The sequence below is a fragment of the Aeromonas sp. QDB34 genome, from assembly GCF_027705405.1.
In the GTDB taxonomy this organism is placed as follows: domain Bacteria; phylum Pseudomonadota; class Gammaproteobacteria; order Enterobacterales; family Aeromonadaceae; genus Aeromonas; species Aeromonas hydrophila.
In genome coordinates, this window is record NZ_JAPDBT010000033.1 from 1 (window position 1) to 24,518 (window position 24,518).

Consider the following 24,518-nt stretch of genomic DNA (forward strand, 5'->3'; position numbering starts at 1 on the left):
AATGAGCGTTCACATTGGTCCGGAAATGGTGTTCACGTTGAATCGGAATTGGTGTTCATGATCGGCCGGAATATGCAGATTGCGCACTTCAGGGTTCTCGACCTGTGTATCTGTATGACTGATCCAGTGGTAGGCAGAGATCTCGTTGCCGCGACCTTCACGAACCAACCCTATCATCGCAAACAACAGTAGATGAAGAGTACCCGTCGAATCCTTCCCCCCGCTGAGTGCAAGAGAAATGGTAAACCCATCGAGTAACGTGGCTCTGATGGCAAGTACAGCTTCAGTGATCATGCTGGACAGTGGCTGCCCGGTCGTATCACTAATCGCTGCCATCAGATCGTCATTGTTCTGCAAAGTCTCTCTAAGCTGATCCCACTTGTCGCCACGGTAAATTGTAGCCTGAGGCTGCGCGAAGGAGCGTTCCGCCATGCTGATTTCACAAGCTTGCTCATCAAGAAAATCGATGTGTTCGAAGAGATCGAAGTTGTCCATGTGTTGTCCTTATTTGTTGCCCGAGTTGGGCGGGTTGGGGTTGGTCACTGGTGGCGCATTACAGACCAAGCGCCATTAATGACCCGAGTACAAAGCTCGGGGGATTGATTCAACTATCGAGATAGTTAGGGTTGTCGAGTAAAAACTGGTGCGGGTTTCCTTGATATCGCAATAGCAGCGAAGTCCATTTCACACCTCGGACCCACGAAGGAAGGTCAGCTAGTTGATCAAGTCGCCCAGGAGCGTGAGTCCGATATCCTCTTTTGATGGCGTGAAGCACACATTCATCAACAGAGCTGAACACTTCATGCGTGAAGGGACCATTGACATCGTAGAAGCTCACGCGATACCCCCGCCGAGCAGAAGGCTCGGGGAAGACTACGGCTAGAGCCCCTTTCTCATCGCCTAACTCCAGAGAGAGACCAGAGCCACCGTTGGCTGCAATCAGGCGCTGACCGATCTGCACCCGGATCGAGAGCAAATAGTCTTGCATGACCTCCATGAGCCGACCGAAGCAGATTTCTTGATCTTCATGTTCACTGAATTTCTCCAGAAACTCGGTCATCGAAGCGCTCGGTTCTTGGCCAAGCAGATCGTCATTAAAGTGCGGGCACTTCCGCACATGTGCTTTTGTTAAGAGCATCTGGTTGTTCCTTAGAGTTGCCTAGAGGCGGATTGTTGTTGGTCGCGAGTGGCACATTGCGGACCGAGTGCCATAGAGACAGCCAGGGCTGTTTCTGCATGTGCGCTGATGTAGGAAAGATACCGGTAAACGGACATGCAGAATCAGCCAACGAGGGCTTGAGTGATAGATCACAGGTAGGGCTCAGGGGGGATGATGTGTACCTGGCCGGCTGTCTATCGGACGATAGGCTGTAAACGAAAAACCCCCAGCTTGGCCAGGGGTTCATCTTGAGAGTATTGCTCCCGGGTTGATTGAATCACGGTACCAGGGACAGCTGTTGAGATACCCCACCAACACCTTGGCCCTCGCTTTGGATGCGGTCAATTTCCTCCTGCATGATGTTGCGGATTTCCTTTGCTCGATTGACCTCTACCACCAAACTGAAATGGCACTGGTGCAGAGGAACGCCCAACAACGCAGCAAGCTTCACATAGCCGCGTTTATTGTCTATGCGCCACTGTTCACACAGTTGGTCATAAGCTTGATGCAATATGCCACGCCAGCGGCGAGCTTCACGGTCGGCCATCAATCCCAAAGGCCATCCATCACCTTTGTGATAGCCACAGCTGCGACCGCAGATGCAACGGTACATTGGGTAGCGATGGGCGTCCTGCCCTTTTCGGCTGACCTGCCGCCCACAATCACAGGTGATCGTGAAAATTGGGCAATGCGCAGACTTGCGGCCTGCATGGTAGTCACAGATGAGCTTGGCAATGTAAGTTGCCTTCACTCGCTGGTCCTCTTTAAAGCCCGATTCTGCAGCAAGCCATGTCACGGCTTCTTCGGGTAGGCTCCAATCTTCAGTCGATCCGTATCGGCGGCAAAGCCACTCACCGATCACTGCATACAGAAGCACATCGACACCATCAATGCCGCTTTGCTGGCATTGATCTGACAGTAGGCGGCGCAGTGCTTTGGGGGGGAGATAGTTCACATTGGACATATCAAGTTCCTTAATGGGGATTGCCTTGTTTGGCGGGTTGGGGTTGATCGCGAGTGGCACATTGCAGACCGAGTACCATGAGACAGCCAGGGCTGTTTCTGCATGTGCGCTGGCGCCGGTGAATTGCCGGTGAGCGGACATGCAGAATCAGCCAACGAGGGCTTTGGTGATAGATCACAGGTGAGGAAGTCGGCAGAGGGCCGGCTGATTGGAAGTTGGTGCCGAGCCTGGCGGCTCGTCCACTAATAGGCACCGAGGACTCAGACAGATTAACCTAGGGGCCCGGTAATTGGCAACTAAGTGGCCGTCCGGTTAGTTCAAAAAATACCAGTGGATAAGCTGCACAGTGGCAGTTTATCCACTTGGCCATAACATCAGGAGCCAGTGGCCGCTCCGGGTGAATCATCAGCTACCGGAGGTATCGGTCGTTGAGTTCTGAGGAGTTTGGGCCGGTTGCTCTGGTACTTGCTTCTTCTGCCGTCTCTTGTACGGTCGGCGCGGGCTTGTACCTTGTCGCCCTTGCGATGCCGCGACTAGATCCTGAATATCAATCCCGGAATCTGCCATTTTTTCGAACAGTTCGGTGATTTTGGCTGCCTTTAGCCTTTTCTCCTCTTCCAGTCTCAGCAGCTCAAGCTCTTCATTTTCGATGTATGTAGTCAGTAAGGTGTGCAGTTCTTTACGCTGTTCAAGCGTTCCAAGCTTCTTGGCTAGGGTCATAATGTTGCGCGGGGTATGGTCACGCTTGTTTTCTTGTTGCATGCTTTCAGGCGTCCTTTAAGAAACCGTTATCCAGTCCTCAGCCCAGTGGTGACTCACGGGCCAGCAATCAAAACGCCTACATAATAGATGGACTGACCGCGGTATGCTAGCCAGCCCGTCCTGCACCTAATTAGGAGATTGACCCCAGGTGCACTTCTATCATTTCAAGATGCTTTCCTGAGGAGGCCAGCAAGTCTCGAGTAAAACGGAATTTGTGTTTGACTGCCGTAACAAGGTTTTTCTCACTTCCCCCCAATGCCATCCCGGTGCGATCAACGACCAGTACTTTCTGACTCTTGCGATCAACCAAGCACAGCCATGGAGCTGGAGGCGGATTCATGATGTCTGATATGCTGAAATGAATCTCCTCGACGAAATTTATTTTCTGCATAATGCGGAGACGAACCTCTGTTGCCATAATACGCAACCATGCATCATTGAACTCCCTTACATTTTTGGCGCAAAAATAAGGGAAGTCCGGAGATAATATGGTTCCATACTTTCTAAAGTCCGGGGTCCAGCTTGGAGCCTGCATTGTGCCAAGTAATGTCTGCGCGTATGCAGCATGGGTTTCCGACGCGAATAGTGAGACGCGGTTTTCCAGCCACGTTTCAACATCTTCAGGTTGAACCTCTTGGACCATAAATAAATCGTTGTTAAAGGATTTTTGAAGAAGGTACATATCTAATCTCTTAGCTTCAGATGCCGTTACACAGGTCTAATAACGGCGTAGACCCAGCCATACGCGCATTGGCCATCACAGGTGCAGTAAAGCCACTGGGCTTGTGCGCGGCATACAAACATTCCTGAGACAGGCTGATATAACTGTAATCCTTATAATTAAAAATCGAATATCAGCATTCCTCTGCGCACAGTTTATGGCGACAGCGGATAATGCAACCCGACCTTCCTCAGCCATAGGAAATGGCTCAGGAAGGGCTGGTTAGCCCTCTGACGAAAGAAAATAATATGTTATTTCCTCGGTGTAGCTGACCGGGAATAATAATCTGTGAACGTACTCAGCGTGATAAGTGAAATAAGGGGGCCATAAGCCCCCTGGTTTTCAGGTTATTTAGTATAGGTAATTGTTTGGCCGGCTGAGTTGTCGCTCATAATGGGCGTAGGTGGCTGTAGGGTTGAAATCCCAACCGTCATCCTCGTCCGTCATGGCCATCGAGACAACCTCATCTAGCCAGCCCTGCTTTTCAAGCCACAAGAGCAGTTCATGTTCCTTGTGGCTCAGTTTTGAACACCGTCGTAGATAGCTCCGCCGAGTGACAACCTGCCGGAAAATCCCGGCAAGCATACGTTCTGGGCTGACGTCTAACATGATGCAGCAATGTCTAAAGCTGAAGGGTGTCAGTTCTTGTTTGAACAACCACTCGATCCCCAACTCCCTCGATTCAGTACCGCACTTCGGTGAAATCAGCCCATAAATGGCATCATTCAGTACAACACCGCACAGAGTTGCTATACCGTCATCGGACCAAACAAGCGTGCCCTCTTCAGGCATATCTTGCAGATCCGGCTGGTCTTCCTGGAACAGCTCCGGGAACAGCAACGGTAATGGCATTGCGCTGTTGTTGACCAGCGACACAGGATCACTGTCACCAGCTTTAGATTTCGTTGAGCTTTTTGGCTTTATTGCCCGTTCTGAGGGGATGAATAGCACATCCTTATCAGAATCAAACATGTCTCGTTGCCAAAGTATCATGGTGCCCTCCATAGAGAAGGAGGGCCACCCGTGGGGCAGCCTCTCCCCTACGGTACTTGGTGATGGGCTTTCGCCCGGGTTGGTGTTGGCCACTGGCGCGATTTGCAGGCCTATTCGCGTGATCGCCCGAAAGCAATTCGCTGATAGTCATCTATCTTCGAATCGCTCTTTCGAGAATGAGAAAGAGGGCCAAAGGCCCTCATCCCGAGGTTACAAAGGTCTTAAACCGCGGCGAACCACGAGATCTTCATCCTTACCCATGAGTGACAACCTCCATCTGATCGAGAGCGGCCAGTACCCACGCGCGATCATCATCGCTCATTCTGGTTGACTTGAAGTACCCACGAAGAGCACCCCATTGCTTTGTCTGTACTGTCCGGCTAAAGCCGATTCGGACATCCCCACGCAACCGATCGGAAGGTAAGTAACCACCCCATGGGAATTTGATAATTTCCTCTAGTGTGGTTGGTTTTGCACCGATCTGGGCGGCTGGCGTTTCCGCTGGCTCCACTTCGACCTGGACGGCCGGCGTTTCCGCTGGTTCCACTTCGACCTGAACGGCCGGCGTTTCCGCTGGTTCCACTTCGACCTGAACGGCCGGCGTTTCCGCTTGCTTTGCTTCGACTTGGGCAGTTGGCGTTTCCGCTAGCTTCGCTTCGACCTGGGCAGCTGGCGTTTCCGCTGGCTTCGCTTCGACCTGGGCAGCTGGCGTTTCCGCTGGCTTCGCTTCGACCTGGGCAGCTGGCGTTTCCGCTGGCTTTGCTTCGACCTGGGCAGCTGGCGTTTCCGCTGGCTTTGCTTCGACCTGGGCGGCCGGCGTTTCCGCTGGCTTTGCTTCGACCTGGGCGGCCTGTCCACTATCTACGACGACAGTAAGGCCCCCATCTTTAGGGCTAAGACTCGCCTGACTTTCATCAGCTGCGTAAACGCCAGTTAATAACCGGATCGTTTGAGCAGTCGATTTGTGGCCCAACGACCTATTTGGCATGTGACACCAGGCTTCTGTATTGAAGAAGTTCTCAGCCAGATACTCCCGGTGCACAAACCGTCCACCATCAGCAGTTACCAATGTGGTCTCTATCCACTCATGCCCGCGAACATCCTTGGCCATCTCAGCGAAGGTAAGGACGTTTTCGGAGTAGGTGTGGATGATCTCTCTGACGCCAGCCTGTTTTGCAAGCTGTAGCCATCCATCTACACGAAGCCCGATCTCAATCCCCAGATTGGTGCGACGAGCAAACATCGTCCCATCAAAAGGGTTGAGCTGGGTGCGCTCGATGAACCGAATGGTCTTCTTGAAATCCAACGTAGTCGGACTGTAGCCAGCGCAGATCACTTCCAGGAACAACAGGTCTCGAAGCGAGTCTTTAACTTCGTCGGTCTGGACATCAAGGATTTTCTCTACGGTTTGAATAGCCATGTTATTTCTCCAAAAAAAAAGCCTCGACAATGCGAGGCTGGTTGGTGTTGCCATTTCAGGCTGGTTGGTTAGGGGCGACGACTACCGTCATATTGCGGCTGCCGGTGTCCATGCTGTTGCTGGGAATTAGCCTGATGTTGCTGGGAATTTCCCCAGTGTTGCTGAGGTTGCTCCTCCCAGTGTTGCTGGGGTTGCTCCTCCCAGTGTTGCTGGGGTTGTTGAGGTTGTTGCCGGCGAGAAGTTTGTTGAGGTCTTTGAGGCTGCTTACTCTGCTGAGGCCGCCCTTGCGGATTATTGGCAAAGCCGGACTGCTTCAAACAAGCTATTGCCTCTGCCGGCATGTGTACGTTGATACACGCCACCTTAACCTTGAGCCCTGAACGGGATTCCCCGCCCTGCTCCCAAGATTCAAAGACAAGCTTCCCTGAAATTTCAAGATAGTCCCCCTTCTTGATAGCAGGGGTTTTTTCCCCGGAAAGCTCCACCCGAATGAACTGGGTGCGATCTACCCACTGTCCAGATTTGGGGTCCCGATAACCGTCATCAATTGCGATGGTTGCCGGGCCATACGGTCCATATTGACCAGTCCGGATGTCGGCATGGCTCACGTAGCCGCCAAGCCTCACTTCGTTTATCTTGTTGTTCATTCTCATAGTCGAAATCCTATGTGGTTGATGTTGGGTGGCTTTACGCCTGCGACTTAAAACCCCTATCGCTCTTTGCCAGTTGGCAAACCATCTCAGGAAAAGCTTGCTTTCCTGAACCGATTCACATGACTGAATGTGATAAGAGGCTGCCCTTGGGCAGCCTCTTTGTCACATTGGACGTGGTTGAGGGAAATCTTGTTCCCGTGAGTATTCAACAGGCTGGTACGCCAGCTGTTCCTCTTCAATTTCATCTGAGCTTTGGGATTGTACTTTCATCCCTGCAGCCTGGGCACGCCAGCTAGCCTCTGCCTGAGCAGGTCTCGCAGGTCTCGCGGCCTCTGTTTTGGCTGTTGCACCGACGACCCCTGCTGCACGAAGACGTTCCTCAACAGCGGTCTCTACTGCTGTTTTAAAACGAACTTCCGACAACTCATTACTAAACTCTTTTTTGATGATGTCTGCAGCCATTGTGGCGGCTTCCGCCATCATGGCTTTTTTGCGATGGCCATCCAGTTCGCGCTGGTCAGCCTCAGTGCTTTTGAGCAGTTGTTCCTTCATTCCGCCGGCAAAGGCGAAAACGAGAATAGCCAAGAATCCCAAAACTATGATGGTTTCCATAATGCCTACCTTAAAATCTGGCGTGAGCCTAGTTAAGAGTTAACCTGTTGGTTGGATTTTTGTACGTGATGCCAAATGGCTGCTAGATGGTTACACGGACTAGCTATTCAGGCATGTTGCCCGAAATTCATCATGCCGATACGACCAAGTATGGGTATGTAGAATCAGGGGAACCTGCTAGATGCTGATGTGTGAGGGGATGGTGTGTGCAAGCCCCTGGTAAGGGGACTTGCGAATCACCAAGAACGAATATTGGATTTCGTGGCGTGGGATAAAGTTAGGGATCGCCATACAGCAATCACAGGTTTAGAAATCTGCCACCCGGCGATGCAGCAGGCAGAGAAAACGGCAAGTTCGCCAGCAAAGGTTATGTCCATGATTTTTCCTGTGACGTCGTGGGTACATCAAACCACTCAGAAAGCAGTTTGATGTACCCACGACAGGAAATTGGACGTTGGGATCTGTCAACAGACAGGGCGACTTGTTTAACCCCTTGGTCGCCTACTACTGCAGGGCAGCAATTACTTTATAATCTCGCACGTTGATGGAAAATTTACAACCCCCAGCGTGTTCACTACTATCCACGAGCGCCTTCACTATGCGGTCCAGGTGTCGTTCTCTGTAACCCAACCCAGTGAGGCCCTCGCTCCCCGCCAACCAGGGATCTCTCAACAATCGCCCACCTTGCGCTTGCACCCTGTCAGGTTGCGGTAATATGGAGCGGTAAGTCCTTACGCAGATAATGAGATGAGGGTAGCCGGAATGAACGACAAGAAACTGGTGAGTGCCAGCAAGATCGGCAAGATGGCATGGTGTCCACATGGAAGCAGCCTACAAGAACAAGGGGTCATTGCGAGTGCTCAGAGCCAGGCTAAGGCTGACTATGGCACAGCAAGTCATGAGCGTTTGACCGCTGCGGCAATAGAACAACAAGCACAGGACCAACGCTGCTTCGTAGCTAGTTATGCACTGGGGCCAAACCATGCAGTAACACAGCAACTTCGGGATTGGCGAGATAACAATCTGAGCCATCATCACCTTGGCCGCATTTTCATCAAGACCTACTATGCGTTGTCACCATTCACCATCAAGCTGCTATCACCCCTTCCGGGTGCACGCACTGCAGCTAGCTCACTGGTCCTGGCGTTTGCCCGGATGGTGGCAGGAAATGAGGATGCATGATGATGGCATTTCTTATTGCTTTCGTGGTCTTTGTCGCACTGTTGTACCTGGCTGGGCGCAGGTCACACAGGACTAGTTCACCTCTCGGGGTTAAGGGCAAGATTATATATGCTGACCAAGGCCGAAAATCGAAGCTGTTCATAAACAGAAAGTACGGAATCACTGCGAAACCTGACTTCATCATCACCACCCCGAACGGTGAAAACATGATGGTTGAGTACAAGAGCCGCACAGGCCGAGTTTACCAGTCTGACATTGTCCAACTGTTGGCATCCGTCCTAGCGGCTCGTTCAGAAATGCCGATCCATCGAGCAGTAGTCGTAACCAAGGGAACCCGGCGTGAGATAGAGCTGGGGAGCGACGAACATATTTTTAGGGAAATCTCAAAATTTGTTTTGTTGGCTCGACGAGCTCAAGAAGGTGAGATCATCAAGATTTTTTCTTCTCATCCAGGAGTATGTCGAACCTGTTCGGTTGCAAATAGCTGCCAACGTTGATAGGGGGATGATGAAAGTGATCAATCAAATATGCACAAGTGCCTTGACTTGGGTTGAACGAAAATCTGGCAATTTGATGCCTGTTAATGGACCTCTTGCAATTGCCTATGTGGTCTACCAACTCGCAAAGTCCACAGAGCCTAACTACAGCGTCAATCAAATTCAATTGGTCTCAGGGCTGTTCACGGTAACAAGTCGCCATGGTGGGTTATCGTTCAGTGTCTTGGCCGGCTGCATTATGCTGCTTAGTATCGTGGCTGTTGCTAAATTTTGCCGTAGTTTACGTTGGCCAATGCTCGGCGGCAGGGTGTCCATAGCTGCAGTTCTCCTGCCTGCTCTGGTTGCTTGGTGGGTGTACGCCTTGTTCTATTGGCAAACAAGTAGCGGGGATCAATTCATGCTGTACCCAGCGTTGTTTGGTATCTGTTTTACAGTTTTGTTTTTGGCATTCAAGGTACCGTTCGTTACCATTGTTGTTGGAATTTTCTCGGCCATTTACTTGAGAAACTCAAGCACATTCTCAGCAGAGCATGATGCGGGGAGGTCTGAATCAGACAGAGCAGAGGCCGAACTTGAAAACCAATACGATTGGCATAGAAATGGGGTAGATGACTAAGCCGCTATCCAACGGAAACGACAATGGGGCCGCAAGGCCCCATTTTTATACCGTTAACATTTCTGGTATTTCAACGTTATTTCATGAAAGAGGCTCCCACTTTCGTGGCTAGTCCGGCCCCCCCCTTTGCCATGGACGCCAGTTTGCCGACGTTCCCAGATGTTCCACCAAAGTCAGCACCATGGGATCCAACCCCAGGCATGACAACCTGTATGCCAACCAGCCCCAGGATGAAGAACCAGACCAATGGCAAATACGTGTAAAGCTGAAGAGCTGCTGCACGAGCGTATGTTCCATTCGTGGATACGGTCGCAAATATGACATCAACCAGACTGCCCACCCAGGTTGCCAATGACACGATGGCAGTCGTGAACTCAACCCCGAAATAGAGACCCGCAAGCAGCAGAGTAACTTTTATGTCGAAGCCTCTAAATACCAAGATGATGGGTATAACCATTAGTAGAATCATTTGCACAACGGCCATCTGAATCGGGATAGACTGACGAAACACGATCGCGTCTGGAGCGTTGACAGCATTCGCAACTGATGTTGTAAATGCTGCGATCATCTGAGCAACTTCGCTATCCTCATTGTTGGTTCTGGTACCCATACTATCTTCAACAACAATTTTTCCGCCTGGTAATTGGAAGGCATCGCCAATTGCTCTTTTGGTGCTACCAATCATCTCACCTGCAAGCCGATATGCGATCTCCTGCTCGGAGAGATTATGCTTCTCCGCCATCTGCTTTAGCATGACAGGAAAGCCCTCGGTTTGATTTAGGCGCTGCAAGCTGCTTCCCATCAAATGAACGAAGGCTTGATTGCACCCCAGAATTGTTTGGCCGCCCGAGTTATCACCAGCCAGGCCCAGGCCGGAGGCAACCTCACTATTAACGAGAACCACACTCCCTTCTTTCTTGTACTGAGCGATGAAATCAGGATGGCCTATCCACCAGGTTCCATCAAACTTAGAGCCTTGGGACACTTTACCGGAAGCGGGTGCGAGACAACTCTTGCCCCACTGTTGGGCTAGTTCTCGATCTTGTGGGTTGGTGAAATTTGCGGAATTCACGTTTGAATTTATAGCAGCGATGTCCTCAGCGCATGGTGTTGTCGAGATAACCACGTTTGTGGTGATACTGGAAAAGTCATGCACTGCTGCCCAAAACATTGGTGCCTTGGTACTCGAGCTATTGAAATTCCCCACCATGCTAATTACTGAGTTTGTTGGATTTGGCGCACCAGGATCAACACACGAATTTGCAGGACGTGTGGCGATATTACTTGTAACATCCACCACTGGAATAAAGGCCAGAATAAACACAGTAAAAATGCCGAGTAATCGCTTCCTTAGAAATTTAACCGCTAGCTCACCGGCATTTCCTTCATCATCCCCTTGGGTCATGGCTTCAACTATAGACTGGACTATAGCCACAAAGAATGGGGCATAGACTAGGCCACTTATACATAATGCTTCAACTACAACATCCATCATATGCACCCCCATCAAGAGGGTGTACGGATCAACCCAATGGTTTGCGATCATGATGATTTTCCGCCTGACTTCATGAATGACTTGCCGGCGGAGTTTGCCATACTTCCCGCTTGTTGCTGGATGCGAACGCTTGTATTGAGCCCATTGCTTACGCTCTGCTCCACTCCTTGAGAGGCACTTCCTATCATCTGGCTGCCACCCTTAATGCCTACATAAGCCATGAGTGCCATCCACAGCTTTGGCAACAAGTCATAAGAGGTGTAACCAACCCTGGTCAAGATGCTCTCTTGCAGCCCAGACACGAATGTTGCAGAGCCCGCCCCAACCCCACCGTTGATGCTTGAATAGAAGAATAAATTGAGGGTATTATCCATCCAGGTGGCCAGGTTTACAAAAACCAACGTGAATTCAAGCCCGAAATATGTTGCGCTAATTGCAAGGGCAGTTTTTATATTGAAACCAGAGAATACCAACAAGATGGGCGTGGCCATAATAAGGGTCATCTGCATCACACAGATCTGAATCGGTGTTGTATTCTTCAACACTATCGTGCCCGGCGCCTTTAGCAAATTTCCAACCGCTGTCCCTAACCATCCGATCATCTCTTTCATGTAACCAGAAGCACTGTCTGGAGCAACAGAATGATCTGTTTCGCCTGCGAATAGATTGGTAAGTTGGGCGCTTGTTTGTGGTTGCACTTTGGCTACCTTCGACATCGCCAACTTCTTCTCTGTATCTGAGTCTTGTGAAGCGTTAATCAATATTTCTAGAGACCCTTGCGACTGGTTCCTTGCAGCCGAAACTGCGGCAGCCTCAATGTGTTGGTAAGCGACATCGCAATTTAGCCTTACTTCACCACCTTCAGATAGCCCAACCGGCAAGCCTGCTGCGATCGCGGACTCCCTGCTTATTAGAACCGTATTTTGCTCCTTCTTATAAAACTCACGCATTGACTGGGAGCCCGCCCAGGTAGAGTCATCAAGACTTCCTCTACGGGTTGCATCACCAACTGCAGGGCTGAGGCATGCACGTTGCCAACTATCTGCAATGGTCTGGTCATAACTATTCTCAAGATTTGCCGCCTGAATATTAACAGATGCCATCTGCAAATCAGCAGCACAAGGAGTATTGGCAATAACTGTGTTTGTGAATGTTGAAGCATAGTCATGAACCGCGAGCCACCAAACGGGTACTTTGGTGTAACCGCCTTGAAAATTACCCATCATCATTTGCTGATTTGTTGTTGGAGGCGCCTGGATTCGCTGATCTCCATCGCAAGAATAATTGCTTATGTTGACATCAAATCTCATCTGACTGTTCGCCATTGGAACGAAGGCGAGAATAAACACTGGGAAAATGATCAATAGTTCTTTGCGGAGAAATTTCACCGCTAATTCACCGGCATTACCCTCATCCACGCCCTGAGTCATTGCCTCAACAATTGATTTAACGATCGCAAAAAAAAATGGTGCATAAACCAATCCACTGGAGCAAAGTATTTCAGTGATGACTCCCATTGAGTGCACACCCATCATAAGCGTGTACGGTTCTATCCACTCATTTACAATCATCAGAGTGCCCCATGCATTATTTCAACCGTAGTGAACGCTACAGCCATTAGGATTTGACTTTGCCACAAAAATTTCTTCCCCTCTTTGGTCAGCACCTTTTTTGTTGCACGCTCTATTATTTTTGGGAGCGCAATTATTAGGCTTGGAACTATTATCCATTTTGCCACGGTGGCCCAACGGGAAAACTGTTGCCAAGCCTCGCTCTTCGTGTCCACGAGAAGAATCAAAAATATCGAACAAAGCAGCACTGCAAGTATATATATAACAAAAAGGAGGTATTTTTTCATTTCAGCTCCAGGGATTTATAGAGAAAGCAACGGATATGCCGTTGCTTTCTACTGGGAAATATTAATTTGCAGTGCCAACAGGTAATTCATTTGTTGGCGTTCTGTACGAACCAGGCTTGTTCTCCATATTTGCTCTACGCAGAATGTCTATCTGAGCACTGCCGGCGAGCTCTTTCTTGAAGCGAAGTTCACGCTCAAGTAGATCCATCTCCTGGATAAGCAGGGCCCTCTTGTGGAGTGCCTCAGATCGAACAGCTTCGTTGTTCGTCACGCTTTCATCCCGTAAACCAGCGTCCATGATCCGCACAGAGTGAAGAAGTTTTTCATATGTGTTGGCCATAGAGATATCGGTCGCTAGCGCCGCCACATAGGCAGCTTGTTCTGTCGGGTGGATTTGCTTTATCGCAAGCAACAGATCCCGGGTCACCTTAATGCTTGATGTTGATGCGCTTTCGAGATCCTTGGCAGTGATGCTAGAACTAGGGCGCCTTGCAAGATCCAGTAACTTGGAATTGGTTGCATCGAACTCCTTGGCGTATGCGGCTTTTGCACCGATGCCTCTATCCTCTTCACGAGGTGAAGCGTCACTGTCGGTATACATCCTGGTTTCACCCACAACATCCGAGATGAAGGTGTTGGCCTCCCGAGGTGACTTGAATACGGCCCCCATCCCCATAGCGTTAGTAGCTGATGTAGGCAAGGGGGAGCTATCGGTCGCAGCACGTCCAGCCAACGCGTTGAACCCGGCATATGAAGTGTGTTCTGTTACCTTGATCGGTTTACCAATCATCCCTCTCTTCTCGACACCGAAGTCAACGCCCTTCTTGCCGTCGTCATAACTCCGCCCGGCCGAGCCATCCTTGAAGACGAGATCCTTTAGCTGATAGTTTCCGTTTGCGTGCTTCTTGATGGCCTCCGCATATTCCTCACTCACCGTGAGATTCTTGAGAGCCCCAGCAGGCAATGAATCGAAAACTCCTTGCTGCATCTCCTGGCAAGTCATTACGTTGGCATTGAAAGCATCTGTGGCCGTCATACTGCCTGACATCAACATGTCATAGACATCAGGATTTGCTCTCTGAATAGCCATCCCGATGAGGCTAGTGGGATTCACTGCAGCCATCAGTTGGCCTACCAGTGATGACTGCAGCTGTTTGAAGGCGCCGGAGTTGAAGCTACCAAGCATCTCACTGTTCAAGCTCATAGCAGAACACGACAGATCAACATTCCAGCCGGCAGAAGCTTTGCTGAATGGTTCGGTCGATGATGGTGCATCGATGGGCCGGCCACCACCAATCCGCTGATTTATAACCGCTCGCTCATCAAACTGTGCAGCCCAAGTGGGCCCACTGAACAAGGCTAGTAGACAGGCCACTGATAGAATTCGTTTTTGCATCATCATCCCCAAGTTCATGAAACAGCCTATTTTAACTTGCTTGACTCAGAGAAATGGGGTGCGCAAATGGACGTGGATTATCCGCCACACCGGAAGTTGCATTGGCTCGAGACCGTGTTAACGTGGACCCAGTTAATTGAAGGAGTTGTTTTATGGCTCAAATCAAGCTTCCAAAGCCTATCTACTACGATGATCTGAAGAATGCCGATACCGGGCATGAAATGTTCAGCTACCTTGTATTGGCGGCCGATCATTACCAAGTGCCGATGAATTGGGACATGAGCTACCCAGAGATGGCGAAAGCGATCCAGGGGCAATTGCAGGCTCTAGATCTTGATACGGCCGAAGCATCTGCACAGGTAGAAGGGATGTATTGCATGATGGAACTGGTCGCGTTGATCAATCAAAAGCAGCCAGGGGATAGCCAGGCTAAGCAGCGGCATGTTCAGAGAGGTGCATTCAAAAAGTGAAGAACCCTGAACCCAGCTTGGACCGTGAGGCTGTCATTTCTGCTATTGGCGCATACATCAAGTTACGAGGGTGCAATGAGGTGCTTGCGTCGCGTAATCTTGAGATGATTGTGACTCGTGTTACCCCTTTTGTTGATGAACCCGATGCCGTTGCCCTGATCGTAAAATTCATGTCGATTCGGCACACTTCCTCTACTCGCATGCTGACCGACATTTACGACCTACTGTCTACAAAAGACTGGCAAGTAACGATAGGCTCCTTTATTTCAGGTTCCCAATAATTGAGAAGGCCCCTTGTGGGCCCTCTTCGTTAAATACGGTATAGGAAAGTTCCTCTCCTGGCACAACACTCATACCGTCGCCAAAGTGTGTAGAGGTAGTTATGGGTCGGAGAGAAGTCATCTTCACTGTACTTGAATTCCTCGCTCGAATCTGCTGGGAATGCCTTGCACTCAGTCTTCCCGCGTGGATAGTTTCTTTGCCATTTGGCCGTTTCAGCATCTCCTTCACGGGGTGGGACTGGAGCCCACACTTTCGCAGAACCAGCAGTGTCAGGTAATTTTTGATAGATGTGGGCATTCAATGATGTGACAATATCGGCGGCCCGTTGGGCGATTACCGTTGAACTGATATATCTGTTCGGATTAACGATTGACCCAATTCTGGGGAATATGTACCCGAAACGTTCACTCGACTGAACTATATCTCCATACCCGCCGAGTGCGCTTCCTACAGTCCCGCTCAGTGCATCACCACTCTTTGCAAAGATCTTTCGATTGAAGTTGGATGGAAGCACTAATAAAGGAGCTTCCAGAAGTCCCATCCGCCATTCCGGATCAAGAGTTGAAACGAAGTATGGGTTGAACGGCATGACATCACTATTACAGAATCCCGACAGACTTAGCATGCTTCCCACGATGTCCCTGAAACCGAGCAAGGCTGGGTTTCCATAAACATTCGTATCGAAGAAGTTCTTATTCGTTGCAGTACCAGTAGGCGAACCGCGGACACCAGTCCCAACATCGAAACCGTGATTCAGACCCCTTGCCAGTGGATCGGTAACTTGTGACATTGGTTTCGTCAACCAGGTGAGAGGGTAGGCCTCCCTATTTGATACTGTCTCTACTATGACATCTGGGTTGTAATGACTGACCACACTAGATGTTCTGACCCGACAATACGGGCCGGCACAGTGAAGCCAGAAGCACACCCCTTTGATTTTGTAGTCGACACATGCAAGGTCCATTGTGTCCGCTATTAGATCGAAGATTTCGACCTTCTTATCACCATCAGGAAGAGTGCTATTGGCATCTATGGCCATCGACTTTCCACTTATGACCATTAAGCACGAAATAGCAATCCGCGCGCCTAGAGATAATTTATTCACCATTCCCCCTTGTCGAGCCGTTCAACTCTCCGCGGCTGCGCGTCTTTTCAAAGATCGAGTAGGCCTGTAGAGGATCGAGGCCATACACTATCCATTTTTTATTAAAAACAACTGCTGGTACCTTCTCTACATTCAGAGAACGAGCCAACGTCAAAGACTCTGCAGTAGACGCATACTTTTCCAGGACACTCATTTTACTTAGCTTCGCGAACCGTTTGGTGGCAATTGCAGCAGCCTCCGCTTCAGAGGCTGGAAGCCCGGCACTCAATTCCATCTCAAGCTTGTAGATTTCATCTATCTGTCGGATGTGCACTGGTACTATCAACTTTTTAGCCAGTTGAGCACTTTCCACGTCATATCGAAGGCCATCCACGGTAAACACATCTACTTGAGTAACCTGAACTTCAGTAGCTTTAGCTTGCGAGTTCAAAATCGGGATCAGGAAGGTGAAAGCCATCAAGCTACGTCTTATCATCTGCCGCGCCTCCATGCCCTTCCAACCTTCCCCATGCACATCAAGGGGTGGACCGTTTCGCTGAACTCAACAATTGCAGGTTGCCGATAAGAGTTTCTAGCATCGGGGCCTCGGTTCAGGGGGGCTGTGTGCTTCAGCCTGGCTCTATCCCAGACGGTCGCGGGACATCTTACCGGCGTCATCAGGAAGCCTCCTGTAGGCGTTGAGAGCGGCATACAGCGTCAGAGCTGCGAGGCCTGGTCTTTAAACCCCGCTTGCGGTTTAGTTCTTGGGCCATCATCTCTGCTGCTTGGTACTGGGATGACAACCCATACTGTTCCATCAGGGCTCGACGTTCGTTCTTTTCGTTCGGGTCTGTCATGGCCAGAGTCAAGAATATTGATGGCGGCACCTGGCGAACCAGCATCTCGCCAACGGTCTTGGGGTTACCCATCACAACACCCTCTGTGTAGGCCCGCTGCTGCTTAGAGCAGCTCAAGATCATAACTTTCTGCTCAGGGGTTAGATTTCGGTACTTGCTAAGGTCTTCCACCTCTTTGTATTCCATATTCAGCAAGAACCACCACTCGAATAGGCCAAGCACCTTCTTGATGTCATCTCCTTTGGAGAAATCCTCGACGTTCTGTGTGGCCAACAACATCCAAAGCCCAATTTTTCGGGCAACTTTTACAGCAAACGCAATTTGATACCCAAGAAGGGGGTTACCGGTGTAGAGGTGAGCTTCATCCACGATGTTCACGACATCACGGCGTTGGCTTTGTGTCTCTTCCGCCTTGTTAATTACTCTCTGCATGTAGCCAATGTAAGCAAGAGCAAGCTGAGCTGGATACCGATCCGAACCGTAAACTCCAACATCAAGCACTGTTACATCGGCATCAGGCCAGGGCTCGCCAACGGTGTTGAACATTCGAGCATCAAGCTCGCCAGTGCAGTACATCTCGAGAGAGGCCGCTAGTTCCTTTAACCGGGTCCGCTGGTCAGGCTCCAGCTTGACCTCTCGTTCCGCGATGTCGAGCATTGCCTCTCGAACATCCTGAGTCAGCGTTTTTTTGCCATCACGAAGACTCTTAATCCCTGCAGCTAGAATGGCTGCTCGCATAAGTGCCTTATCCAGCTGAGTGATTCGGGCGAATGCTTCCATGTTGCCGCCTGTCACCATGATGTAGAGAGACTGCTCCATTTCACCAAGGGGATCCCGTGGTGCATCATCTTCATCTTCGTCCACTTCCTCAGCCGGCGTCTCATTCTGCGCAGCCATTACTGCTGCCTTAGCTTTCGCCTTGGCTTCTTCGATTTGCTTCACAACTTCGCCGGCATCGAGGAATGGACAGAGGGAGAACTTGGCAGATTTGTTGATCCGCATGTAGTTAACCGTCAGGCCGTGCTGTGCGAAATATTCACTCAACAGCTCAAACGACCCACCTTTATCCAAGATGAATAGCCGCGGTCGATGCACTGCCATCACAGAGGCAGCCATATAGTTCAACGAGGCTGATTTACCTGAGCCTTGGGGTCCGATAACCACACCATGAGCAGCACGCACCCGGTCTTTGCCAAACATGTCTAAGGTAAGGGGCTCCCCCCCTCGATTCCATACCACGAGCCCTGGATTCCCAGTTCCCTGCTCGCGCCCAAAGATCGGGCACATGTTGGCTAAATGCTGGGAGTAGTAGAGTTGCATGTACTGGCGCTTCGTATCCAGCTCAGGCTGGAAGCAACCAGGCAGGTGAAGCGGGTAAGATTCCGTGATCAATGGGTCTGTGGAAGCGTCTAGCGCCATGACTCCGTTGGAGAGGAGGTTGTTTTTTAGCGACTTGCATCGGTCCTGCAGCTCAACCAAATTTTCTCCGCGAACGTATACGCCCTGCGAGGCATAGAATACGTCCTGATCGTTCTGACGCTGAAGTTCGACTTCATTAAGAGCCTGCTGGGCTCGTTGCGCTTCCTGGGTCTCACCTTTTTGGGCCGAACTCAAGCTCATGAGGTGCGAATCAATTTTCGTGGGGCTGACGAAAATAATTGTCTGAACAAGCATTGCCCCGGCCGGGACAGAATCCATTAGACAGCTCGAACGCTGATTTTTACCCGTACCCTTGGAAACCTCACCAGTCAACTGCCCCATATCCGGAGCCTGAGTTAGCCCCTTAAAACGCATGAATGTATGTGGCATATCATCAAACCACCAACACCCATTGTCAGGGTCAGATATAGGCTCAGAAAATAAAACACTCTCAGCCAGATTAAATCCGTATGGCTTGTCATTTTTACGCTTAGGGTAGCCTACCAGCCGATATAGGGCTTCACGATCACCATTGGTAATAGGAGGGTTGGGGTTAAACCAATCCGTTAGCCACCGAAAAACAGTCTCGCCATCTAAGCGGCGAATCTTTACGCCAGAAGATGACAATAAGTGAGAAAAACGATCTGCAACCTCGTTGATGTCATTTATTGGATCGAAACTTGCCGATTCAATTTCTAACTTCGAACAGCGTCGGTAGATAACGCAATATGTGCGCCGCATTTGGCCACGCCATTGCTTGCCAGTGACCTGAACATCTTTAAAGATCCCCTCCTCTTGGTTAACACCACGAAAGTGCTCCTCGAGAACATCAAGAAACTGTTCTGTGAATTGAGTGTCACGAACTTCTTCATGAATAGAGGAATATATCTCATCGACATACCTATACAAGTCATCGTCCTTCCATGAATAAATTTGAAGAACCCAGTCAGAACCTCCGTGAGCAATCCCAAATGCTTGCTTGAATGCGGCTTGAAGAGTATTCCTAAGCTCTGCAATTTGGTCTTTGGAACGCCCCTCAGTTGCAATTGGAGATGCAGCAAATACTACTGCTTGAGAATAGCAATCTTCAAGCATAAAGGTTTTACTTTCTTCTAGGTATTCGGTAATTGAAAGCCTATCGGCAAAGCTATTTGGATTACGTCTATAATGTGACTCAACCAGTTTCTGTGTGACCGGCCCAAGCTTTCTAGCAAAGGATGGCTTACGAGACTCATCAACATAAGCAGCTTCTTTGGATTCATGGTCAACTTCGGGTCGTTCATTGCCGTATTGAAGCCTATTCTTATTAGATGACTTATTAGCTTGTGGAATAAAAATATCTTTAATATCCTGAAATATGCTCACAAGTTCACCTTAATCTTTATATTGCTGATTATCTGCCGCAACTTTACTCTGGTCATACCGAACATCCATTAACGGATATAGTTCACCAGGTAGAGCATACTCGTCACGTTCAAACATTTTTGTTTCTGTAATATATGCAGGGACCGGAGAGCGTCCTTTACCGGTTAGGTGAGCAGGAACAAAAATATAAAGCGTTGGGTTAGGGAGAACCTGATAACGTGGTTTTGGTGAGTTGTGCAATTCATACACATCAATGTCAGGTTGGACTCCAGCCATCTGAGGTGTCGTCATAATGCGATAATCACGTGCACCAGCGCCACCACCCATGGTCTGCTCAAACACCATTTCAGCAGTGATGTCAGATTTAGGAATTACATCTTCCTTACTGGCACAACCAGCAAGGATGGCGTTAATCAAAGCCACGATTGTTACTGTAGTGATTCGTTGGTTGAACATGGGATACCTTGCGTCCTTTTTTATCGTAATCGATGTCAATTTGGCTGGTCAGATGGATTTCAACTCTGGTTCCAGGAGGTACGTAAACAGCGTCATATGCCCCTTGCTGGCGCTCAGCAAGAGCATCCGAACCAGATTGGACCCCCTTTCCGACACCTTTTCCAAGCATGTAGTTTATGCTGTTACTTTCGCCGACAATCGACGAACTCGAACTTCCATCAGTATTCTTTGTAATCTCCGCTTGCCCATTCGCAAAAGCTTCGGCCGCTCCAGCAATTGTGTTTATTCCCATTGTCTGAGCTAGATATGACGGTAAGTTAGTAATGTACTTGCCTGATATGCAAGGAACACCCTGGTAATCAGCTAAATATCCTAACCCACCACCATCTTCCTTACCTTTGCTAGCAACCGTGCGAATGGTCCCATCAATAAAGGTGTAGGTGACGCTATTAATCTGTCCATATAGACATTTCAGAGTGTAGTCGCCCCTCGCCAATCCAGAGACAACCATCCCTTGAAGGTTAGGAATCTTGATACCGTTGGTGGCCAAGTTTTTTTGACCTACGACAACTTTGAATGGGAATGGATCGGTTACTTGATTATTGAGTGGCACTCGACCTATTAACGCAGTGGCGCCTACAGAACCGAGAAAACTTGCGTTCTCTGGAATTGTATAAATAGGAACCAAGCTACTCTTCTTCTCATCATCTGAGAGTGCCATAAGGTTTGAATTTGCATTCCTTGATGTGTGCAAATTCCGATACCCGGAGCCTTTAAATTTTGGGTACTTGAGTACGTCTTTCCCAGTCTGTTCATCAGTAGCTCGCTGCGCATCAGAGGGAATAATCCAATCCACACCCTCGTCACTATCTGCAGGTAGTGATGTAGAGCCAACAGATTGTGATCCGCTGCCATTCGGATTAAAGAGGTTAGGTACTGCTGGTAAGTCAATAGATTTTCTTACATTACCTGCAGGCGCTTCATCTTGTCCCAACCCGAAATCTCTCCCGGGTTGGGCTCGTTCTGGGTAAGGGTCCACGACAGTCTCAGTCGCCACCGGCTGCTGTGGCTCTGAATTCTCATTGGGTGACAGCTTCGACTCAAGTTCTTCAATTTTTTGCTTCAGAGCTATAACCGTCGGACTATCGGCCTCCACGGGCGGTGCAACAGGAAGAGCTGAGTTCCTTGAATTGGACTTCCCTTCTTCCACCTGTACTAGGCGAGTGCTCAAATCTGTTACAGCTTTAGCCAAAGCCTCAACAGATGTTTCCGGGGTATCCGCTTCAGCACCAAGGCGTGTGTGCCTGCGTTCAATTTTAACCTTACCCTCACCCTCGCCTTGCTCCGCTTTAAGGGTGTCAGCATGGTTATTCTCTGGAGCGGTGAAGGCCGTATATCCAACTACGATGGCTCCCACTAACATAACGCCAGCGCCGATTTTTAGCATTGGGTTTTCCCCTACCATTACACCACTCATCTATTGCTCCCCAGGCGACCATTCTGATTCACAGCAGGTTGTGATGACGCCACAGGAGCCCATGGAGCAGGGCTTTCATACCTGGAGTCACTGAAGGGGCGATCGGAGATTACATAAAGCATGGTAGTGTCCCCAGGAACGTTATTCTGATTCAGCTGGATATGTTGTGCCGCCGCATACGCATATTGCATATTCAAATGGAATGGGTTTACCTTGACCGGTGCTGACTTGCGGTTAACCAATTTGATAGCGGTTAAATACTGGCCGGAAGTGCTTTGCCAAGCTGCGATTGGAGTCACATCGAAAATACCATACGAGGTATCGATAAATAGATCTCTCATATCTTCCGCACTATTTAATGCTGTACGATTCAGTCTTGGTTCATTGGTTCGTAAACGAGGCGGGGCATAAAATTCCCTGGCTGCGAACTGGATCATTTCCTCTGGAGAAATGGCCGCATCACCAGATGTGTCGAATGGTGTACCAGCGAGGGGGTTTTCAACAACAGGAGCCGACTTCTGCGAGTCAGCACCAGTTCCTGAGCCGGCCTCTGCTACAACACCGGTTCCGGCCTCAGACCCTGGTACGGAGATCAACACTTCATCGAGTGGAGCGCCTGCACGTGGCACTGCAACGAGCTCGAGTAACACAATGTCACCAGAATCATTCAACTTCACCTTCACTTGTGTCGGAGCAAACTCTTCTTGGGCTGTCAAATATAGGGTTCCCTGCATACTGTCCGCATCAAGCTTATCGGCGAGCGAGCGAGGGCGCCCGAACACAACATGGTCTGGGAAATGTATAAGGCGTTGCTCCCCAACTTGCAGTGGGATCTTGATCGGCTTGCTACGCCATTCTATTGGCTCTACAGCAAAAGCTGAGCAGGACATAACTAGCGCTAAGCTAGATGCAAGGAGACATATTTTCATCACTGCTCTCCCCCCTCAAACTCAATCCGAAGAGGTTGATTAATAGCTGTGATTCGCATGTTGAATGGGTTGCAGACAGATCCAGAATTGTCAGCGGCAACACGAACGCGATAACGAAGAGCGTGATCTTTTACCTGAGTTCCCTCTAACGATTCGATTAGACGCAAGTCTAAATCAACATCCCAAATACCTGCACCAACTGAAGACACTGATCCTTCTACATCCTTTAGATCTGTAATTTCGCTTAAGCGGCGAGTTCTATTTGCAGACTGACCATCGCTAACACGGAGAGCGTGCAATGCGATCTGTTCGCTTTTCACATTCTCGGATATATAGCAAGCGTACCGGTTCAGATTGTCTGGCATTTCCTTGTCGCCATTCGTTTTCCAATAGTTTATTGACCTAACAACTTCACTTGCGAAAAGGTATACATTGGGCTTAGGTATTGTGTTGCTATCAAACTGTGCGCCGGCCGATAAATCAGGTGGAATGTGAACGGTAATATCATTCTGACGGACCGCACTTATGACCATCTGCGCTATCAGAATGAATAGTAAAACTCCTGATATAAGCTGCCAGTCCTTAACTCTGGCATCGCTTCTATCCAATGCATTTCTCGCCCTACCTTTATTACGACCAAACACATTGTTCATTATTACTTCCTTACCGGACCAATGTAGTTAATGTTTTTTCGTTTTGACAGACGAGTGTCCCACTTGATTTTATCTGTCATCATCCCGTCAAATTTCATCCAGCCGCGTTTTTGGGTGTACCGTTTTAACTTGAGCCACATCAAGGGACCGTGCCTCTTTTTGGCTGACTCAATCTTCCCTGCTACAAGGGGGATTACGCCAAGGCTTACAATCATCCCAATAACAAAACCAATTAGCCCCTCGCTAATAAGCACTGAAAATATAACTGCACTTGTGCTACAACAGATCGCAATTGCCGTACATGTGACAATTAGCAACTCATCAATCGTTAACCCTTTCCATAGCGCAGGCTTTTTATCAAGCCGCTCTAAGGTTGTCTGTATAGTGTGCTCTCGCCCCATTTTCACAGCCTTAAAATATATTAAGCGCTATAACGCCAAGTGATATCCCAAGTGCAACCAAAAGCGCACCGGCCACGATATTACTTACCAGATCACGCCAAGTAACCTTGCTACCTTGCTCGCCGATCTGGTGATACTTTTGCCATGCGTTCTTCGCAACAGTTAACAACAGAGCTACGATGAGCAGCATGACTAAAAGGTTCACGCCCAATAAGAAAAGACTGATAACAAGGTCATGTGGCTGTTCAACGGCGCCATTTCCATTAGGCGGGGTTATTGTTGGTATACCCACAGCGAAGGCAGGAAAGGAAATCACTGCAAGGCTATAAGCCTGCACACTAAGCCTTTTCATTTACATACTCCCAATTTAATAGGCAGGTAATACCTGCCTATTATAAAATGTCGAATTAGCTAATTGCGCTCGCACCGAAAACACCAACCGCATAGTTGGCCATAGCAACACCAAGGCAGATCAGTAAAGCCCCGGCGACCAGGTTGCTCGCCAAGTCACGCCAAGTCACCTTACTGTTCTCTTCCCCTAGTTGGTGGTATTTTTGCCAACCGTTTTTCACAACAGTGATAAACATCAGCGCAACCAGTAAAAAAGCAATGACCGTAAGCCCCCATTTAAAGAGGTTTACTATCAAAGCAAATGGATCATTGCTTGCCGAACCACCTGGGGCATTTATTGTAGGCAGGCCAACTGCATGAACCTCACCAGCCCCCGGTGTCAGAATAGTTGTCGCCTAATCTGAATAATCTAAATGTGAAGACCGGGGGCGGATAAAGAGTGTCGA

At 49.4% G+C, this 24,518-nt stretch carries 27 protein-coding genes; 4 read left to right on the forward strand and 23 right to left on the reverse strand.

The annotated features are described in order from the left end of the window. Positions 1 to 9: 9 nt before the first annotated feature. The 9 genes from OKC29_RS21890 to OKC29_RS21930 all read right to left on the reverse strand — a co-directional run bounded on the left by OKC29_RS21890 (position 10) and on the right by OKC29_RS21930 (position 7,284). Complete coding sequence (locus OKC29_RS21890) at positions 10 to 495, reverse strand: hypothetical protein (RefSeq protein WP_270669723.1); 486 nt, start codon at positions 493 to 495, stop codon at positions 10 to 12. 109 nt (positions 496 to 604) lie between these two features. Further along, positions 605 to 1,060, reverse strand: coding sequence for a hypothetical protein (locus OKC29_RS21895; protein ID WP_128343580.1), 456 nt, complete (start codon positions 1,058 to 1,060; stop codon positions 605 to 607). A 376-nt stretch (positions 1,061 to 1,436) separates the two neighbouring features. Next, on the reverse strand, positions 1,437 to 2,123 hold the full coding sequence (locus OKC29_RS21900; protein ID WP_158656475.1) for a zinc-finger-containing protein: 687 nt from the start codon (positions 2,121 to 2,123) through the stop codon (positions 1,437 to 1,439). A 405-nt stretch (positions 2,124 to 2,528) separates the two neighbouring features. Next, positions 2,529 to 2,885: a hypothetical protein gene (locus OKC29_RS21905; RefSeq protein ID WP_103828340.1), complete on the reverse strand. Its 357-nt coding sequence runs from the start codon at positions 2,883 to 2,885 to the stop codon at positions 2,529 to 2,531. Between the two features lie 130 nt (positions 2,886 to 3,015). Continuing rightward, on the reverse strand, positions 3,016 to 3,567 hold the full coding sequence (locus OKC29_RS21910; RefSeq protein ID WP_103828341.1) for a hypothetical protein: 552 nt from the start codon (positions 3,565 to 3,567) through the stop codon (positions 3,016 to 3,018). Positions 3,568 to 3,957: 390 nt separating this feature from the next. After that, positions 3,958 to 4,599 carry a hypothetical protein gene (locus OKC29_RS21915; protein ID WP_103828342.1) on the reverse strand — a complete coding sequence of 214 codons (642 nt, stop codon included), beginning with the start codon at positions 4,597 to 4,599 and terminating at the stop codon, positions 3,958 to 3,960. Positions 4,600 to 4,852: 253 nt separating this feature from the next. Then, complete coding sequence (locus OKC29_RS21920; protein ID WP_209279879.1) at positions 4,853 to 6,019, reverse strand: hypothetical protein; 1,167 nt, start codon at positions 6,017 to 6,019, stop codon at positions 4,853 to 4,855. Between the two features lie 68 nt (positions 6,020 to 6,087). Beyond that, a complete protein-coding gene (locus tag OKC29_RS21925; RefSeq protein WP_128343576.1) occupies positions 6,088 to 6,672 on the reverse strand; it encodes a single-stranded DNA-binding protein in 585 nt (194 codons plus the stop codon). A 162-nt stretch (positions 6,673 to 6,834) separates the two neighbouring features. Next, complete coding sequence (locus tag OKC29_RS21930; protein ID WP_103828344.1) at positions 6,835 to 7,284, reverse strand: hypothetical protein; 450 nt, start codon at positions 7,282 to 7,284, stop codon at positions 6,835 to 6,837. A 762-nt stretch (positions 7,285 to 8,046) separates the two neighbouring features. Here OKC29_RS21930 and OKC29_RS21935 point away from each other — a divergent pair. The 3 genes from OKC29_RS21935 to OKC29_RS21945 are packed head-to-tail and all read left to right on the forward strand — an operon-like array spanning position 8,047 to position 9,579. Continuing rightward, on the forward strand, positions 8,047 to 8,466 hold the full coding sequence (locus tag OKC29_RS21935; protein ID WP_103850987.1) for a CFI-box-CTERM domain-containing protein: 420 nt from the start codon (positions 8,047 to 8,049) through the stop codon (positions 8,464 to 8,466). Continuing rightward, positions 8,463 to 8,963, forward strand: a complete 501-nt coding sequence (locus OKC29_RS21940; RefSeq protein WP_103828346.1) for a CRISPR-associated protein Cas4 — start codon at positions 8,463 to 8,465, stop codon at positions 8,961 to 8,963. The genes OKC29_RS21935 and OKC29_RS21940 overlap by 4 nt, the downstream gene beginning before the upstream one ends. A gap of 7 nt (positions 8,964 to 8,970) precedes the next feature. Next, positions 8,971 to 9,579: a hypothetical protein gene (locus tag OKC29_RS21945; RefSeq protein ID WP_103828347.1), complete on the forward strand. Its 609-nt coding sequence runs from the start codon at positions 8,971 to 8,973 to the stop codon at positions 9,577 to 9,579. Between the two features lie 76 nt (positions 9,580 to 9,655). Here OKC29_RS21945 and OKC29_RS21950 read toward each other — a convergent pair whose 3' ends face one another. From OKC29_RS21950 to OKC29_RS21965, 4 genes are all read right to left on the reverse strand, one after another. After that, the gene (locus tag OKC29_RS21950; protein WP_158656473.1) at positions 9,656 to 11,074 is read right to left on the reverse strand and encodes a conjugal transfer protein TraG N-terminal domain-containing protein; all 1,419 of its coding nucleotides are present in this window, start codon (positions 11,072 to 11,074) and stop codon (positions 9,656 to 9,658) included. Positions 11,075 to 11,121: 47 nt separating this feature from the next. After that, complete coding sequence (locus OKC29_RS21955; RefSeq protein ID WP_270669735.1) at positions 11,122 to 12,591, reverse strand: conjugal transfer protein TraG N-terminal domain-containing protein; 1,470 nt, start codon at positions 12,589 to 12,591, stop codon at positions 11,122 to 11,124. A gap of 53 nt (positions 12,592 to 12,644) precedes the next feature. Next, the gene (locus OKC29_RS21960; protein ID WP_103828350.1) at positions 12,645 to 12,932 is read right to left on the reverse strand and encodes a hypothetical protein; all 288 of its coding nucleotides are present in this window, start codon (positions 12,930 to 12,932) and stop codon (positions 12,645 to 12,647) included. Between the two features lie 61 nt (positions 12,933 to 12,993). Then, positions 12,994 to 14,334, reverse strand: coding sequence for a hypothetical protein (locus tag OKC29_RS21965; protein ID WP_128343567.1), 1,341 nt, complete (start codon positions 14,332 to 14,334; stop codon positions 12,994 to 12,996). A gap of 146 nt (positions 14,335 to 14,480) precedes the next feature. Here OKC29_RS21965 and OKC29_RS21970 point away from each other — a divergent pair, with 146 nt between their 5' ends. Then, positions 14,481 to 14,798 carry a hypothetical protein gene (locus tag OKC29_RS21970; RefSeq protein WP_103828352.1) on the forward strand — a complete coding sequence of 106 codons (318 nt, stop codon included), beginning with the start codon at positions 14,481 to 14,483 and terminating at the stop codon, positions 14,796 to 14,798. A 310-nt stretch (positions 14,799 to 15,108) separates the two neighbouring features. Here OKC29_RS21970 and OKC29_RS21975 read toward each other — a convergent pair whose 3' ends face one another. The 10 genes from OKC29_RS21975 to OKC29_RS22020 all read right to left on the reverse strand — a co-directional run bounded on the left by OKC29_RS21975 (position 15,109) and on the right by OKC29_RS22020 (position 24,458). Then, positions 15,109 to 16,119, reverse strand: coding sequence for a TIGR03756 family integrating conjugative element protein (locus tag OKC29_RS21975; RefSeq protein ID WP_158656472.1), 1,011 nt, complete (start codon positions 16,117 to 16,119; stop codon positions 15,109 to 15,111). Positions 16,120 to 16,177: 58 nt separating this feature from the next. Then, positions 16,178 to 16,660 (reverse strand): DUF1525 domain-containing protein, encoded by a 483-nt coding sequence (locus OKC29_RS21980; protein ID WP_158656471.1) that lies wholly within the window; start codon positions 16,658 to 16,660, stop codon positions 16,178 to 16,180. A gap of 181 nt (positions 16,661 to 16,841) precedes the next feature. After that, entirely contained in the window at positions 16,842 to 19,805 is a 2,964-nt protein-coding gene (locus OKC29_RS21985) for a conjugative transfer ATPase (RefSeq protein ID WP_103828355.1), read from the reverse strand. Positions 19,806 to 19,814: 9 nt separating this feature from the next. Then, the gene (locus OKC29_RS21990) at positions 19,815 to 20,261 is read right to left on the reverse strand and encodes a hypothetical protein (RefSeq protein ID WP_134695604.1); all 447 of its coding nucleotides are present in this window, start codon (positions 20,259 to 20,261) and stop codon (positions 19,815 to 19,817) included. After that, positions 20,215 to 21,738: a TIGR03752 family integrating conjugative element protein gene (locus OKC29_RS21995; protein WP_134695603.1), complete on the reverse strand. Its 1,524-nt coding sequence runs from the start codon at positions 21,736 to 21,738 to the stop codon at positions 20,215 to 20,217. Before OKC29_RS21995 ends, OKC29_RS21990 begins: the two co-directional genes overlap by 47 nt. Further along, entirely contained in the window at positions 21,735 to 22,667 is a 933-nt protein-coding gene (locus OKC29_RS22000; RefSeq protein WP_103828357.1) for a TIGR03749 family integrating conjugative element protein, read from the reverse strand. The genes OKC29_RS21995 and OKC29_RS22000 overlap by 4 nt, the downstream gene beginning before the upstream one ends. Beyond that, complete coding sequence (locus tag OKC29_RS22005) at positions 22,667 to 23,320, reverse strand: DUF2895 family protein (protein WP_103828358.1); 654 nt, start codon at positions 23,318 to 23,320, stop codon at positions 22,667 to 22,669. Before OKC29_RS22005 ends, OKC29_RS22000 begins: the two co-directional genes overlap by 1 nt. Positions 23,321 to 23,322: 2 nt before the next feature. Next, positions 23,323 to 23,721 (reverse strand): DUF3487 family protein, encoded by a 399-nt coding sequence (locus OKC29_RS22010; protein ID WP_103828359.1) that lies wholly within the window; start codon positions 23,719 to 23,721, stop codon positions 23,323 to 23,325. A gap of 10 nt (positions 23,722 to 23,731) precedes the next feature. Continuing rightward, positions 23,732 to 24,073: a DUF2976 domain-containing protein gene (locus tag OKC29_RS22015; protein WP_103828360.1), complete on the reverse strand. Its 342-nt coding sequence runs from the start codon at positions 24,071 to 24,073 to the stop codon at positions 23,732 to 23,734. Positions 24,074 to 24,128: 55 nt separating this feature from the next. Next, entirely contained in the window at positions 24,129 to 24,458 is a 330-nt protein-coding gene (locus OKC29_RS22020) for a DUF2976 domain-containing protein (protein ID WP_333563202.1), read from the reverse strand. Positions 24,459 to 24,518: the final 60 nt, after the last annotated feature.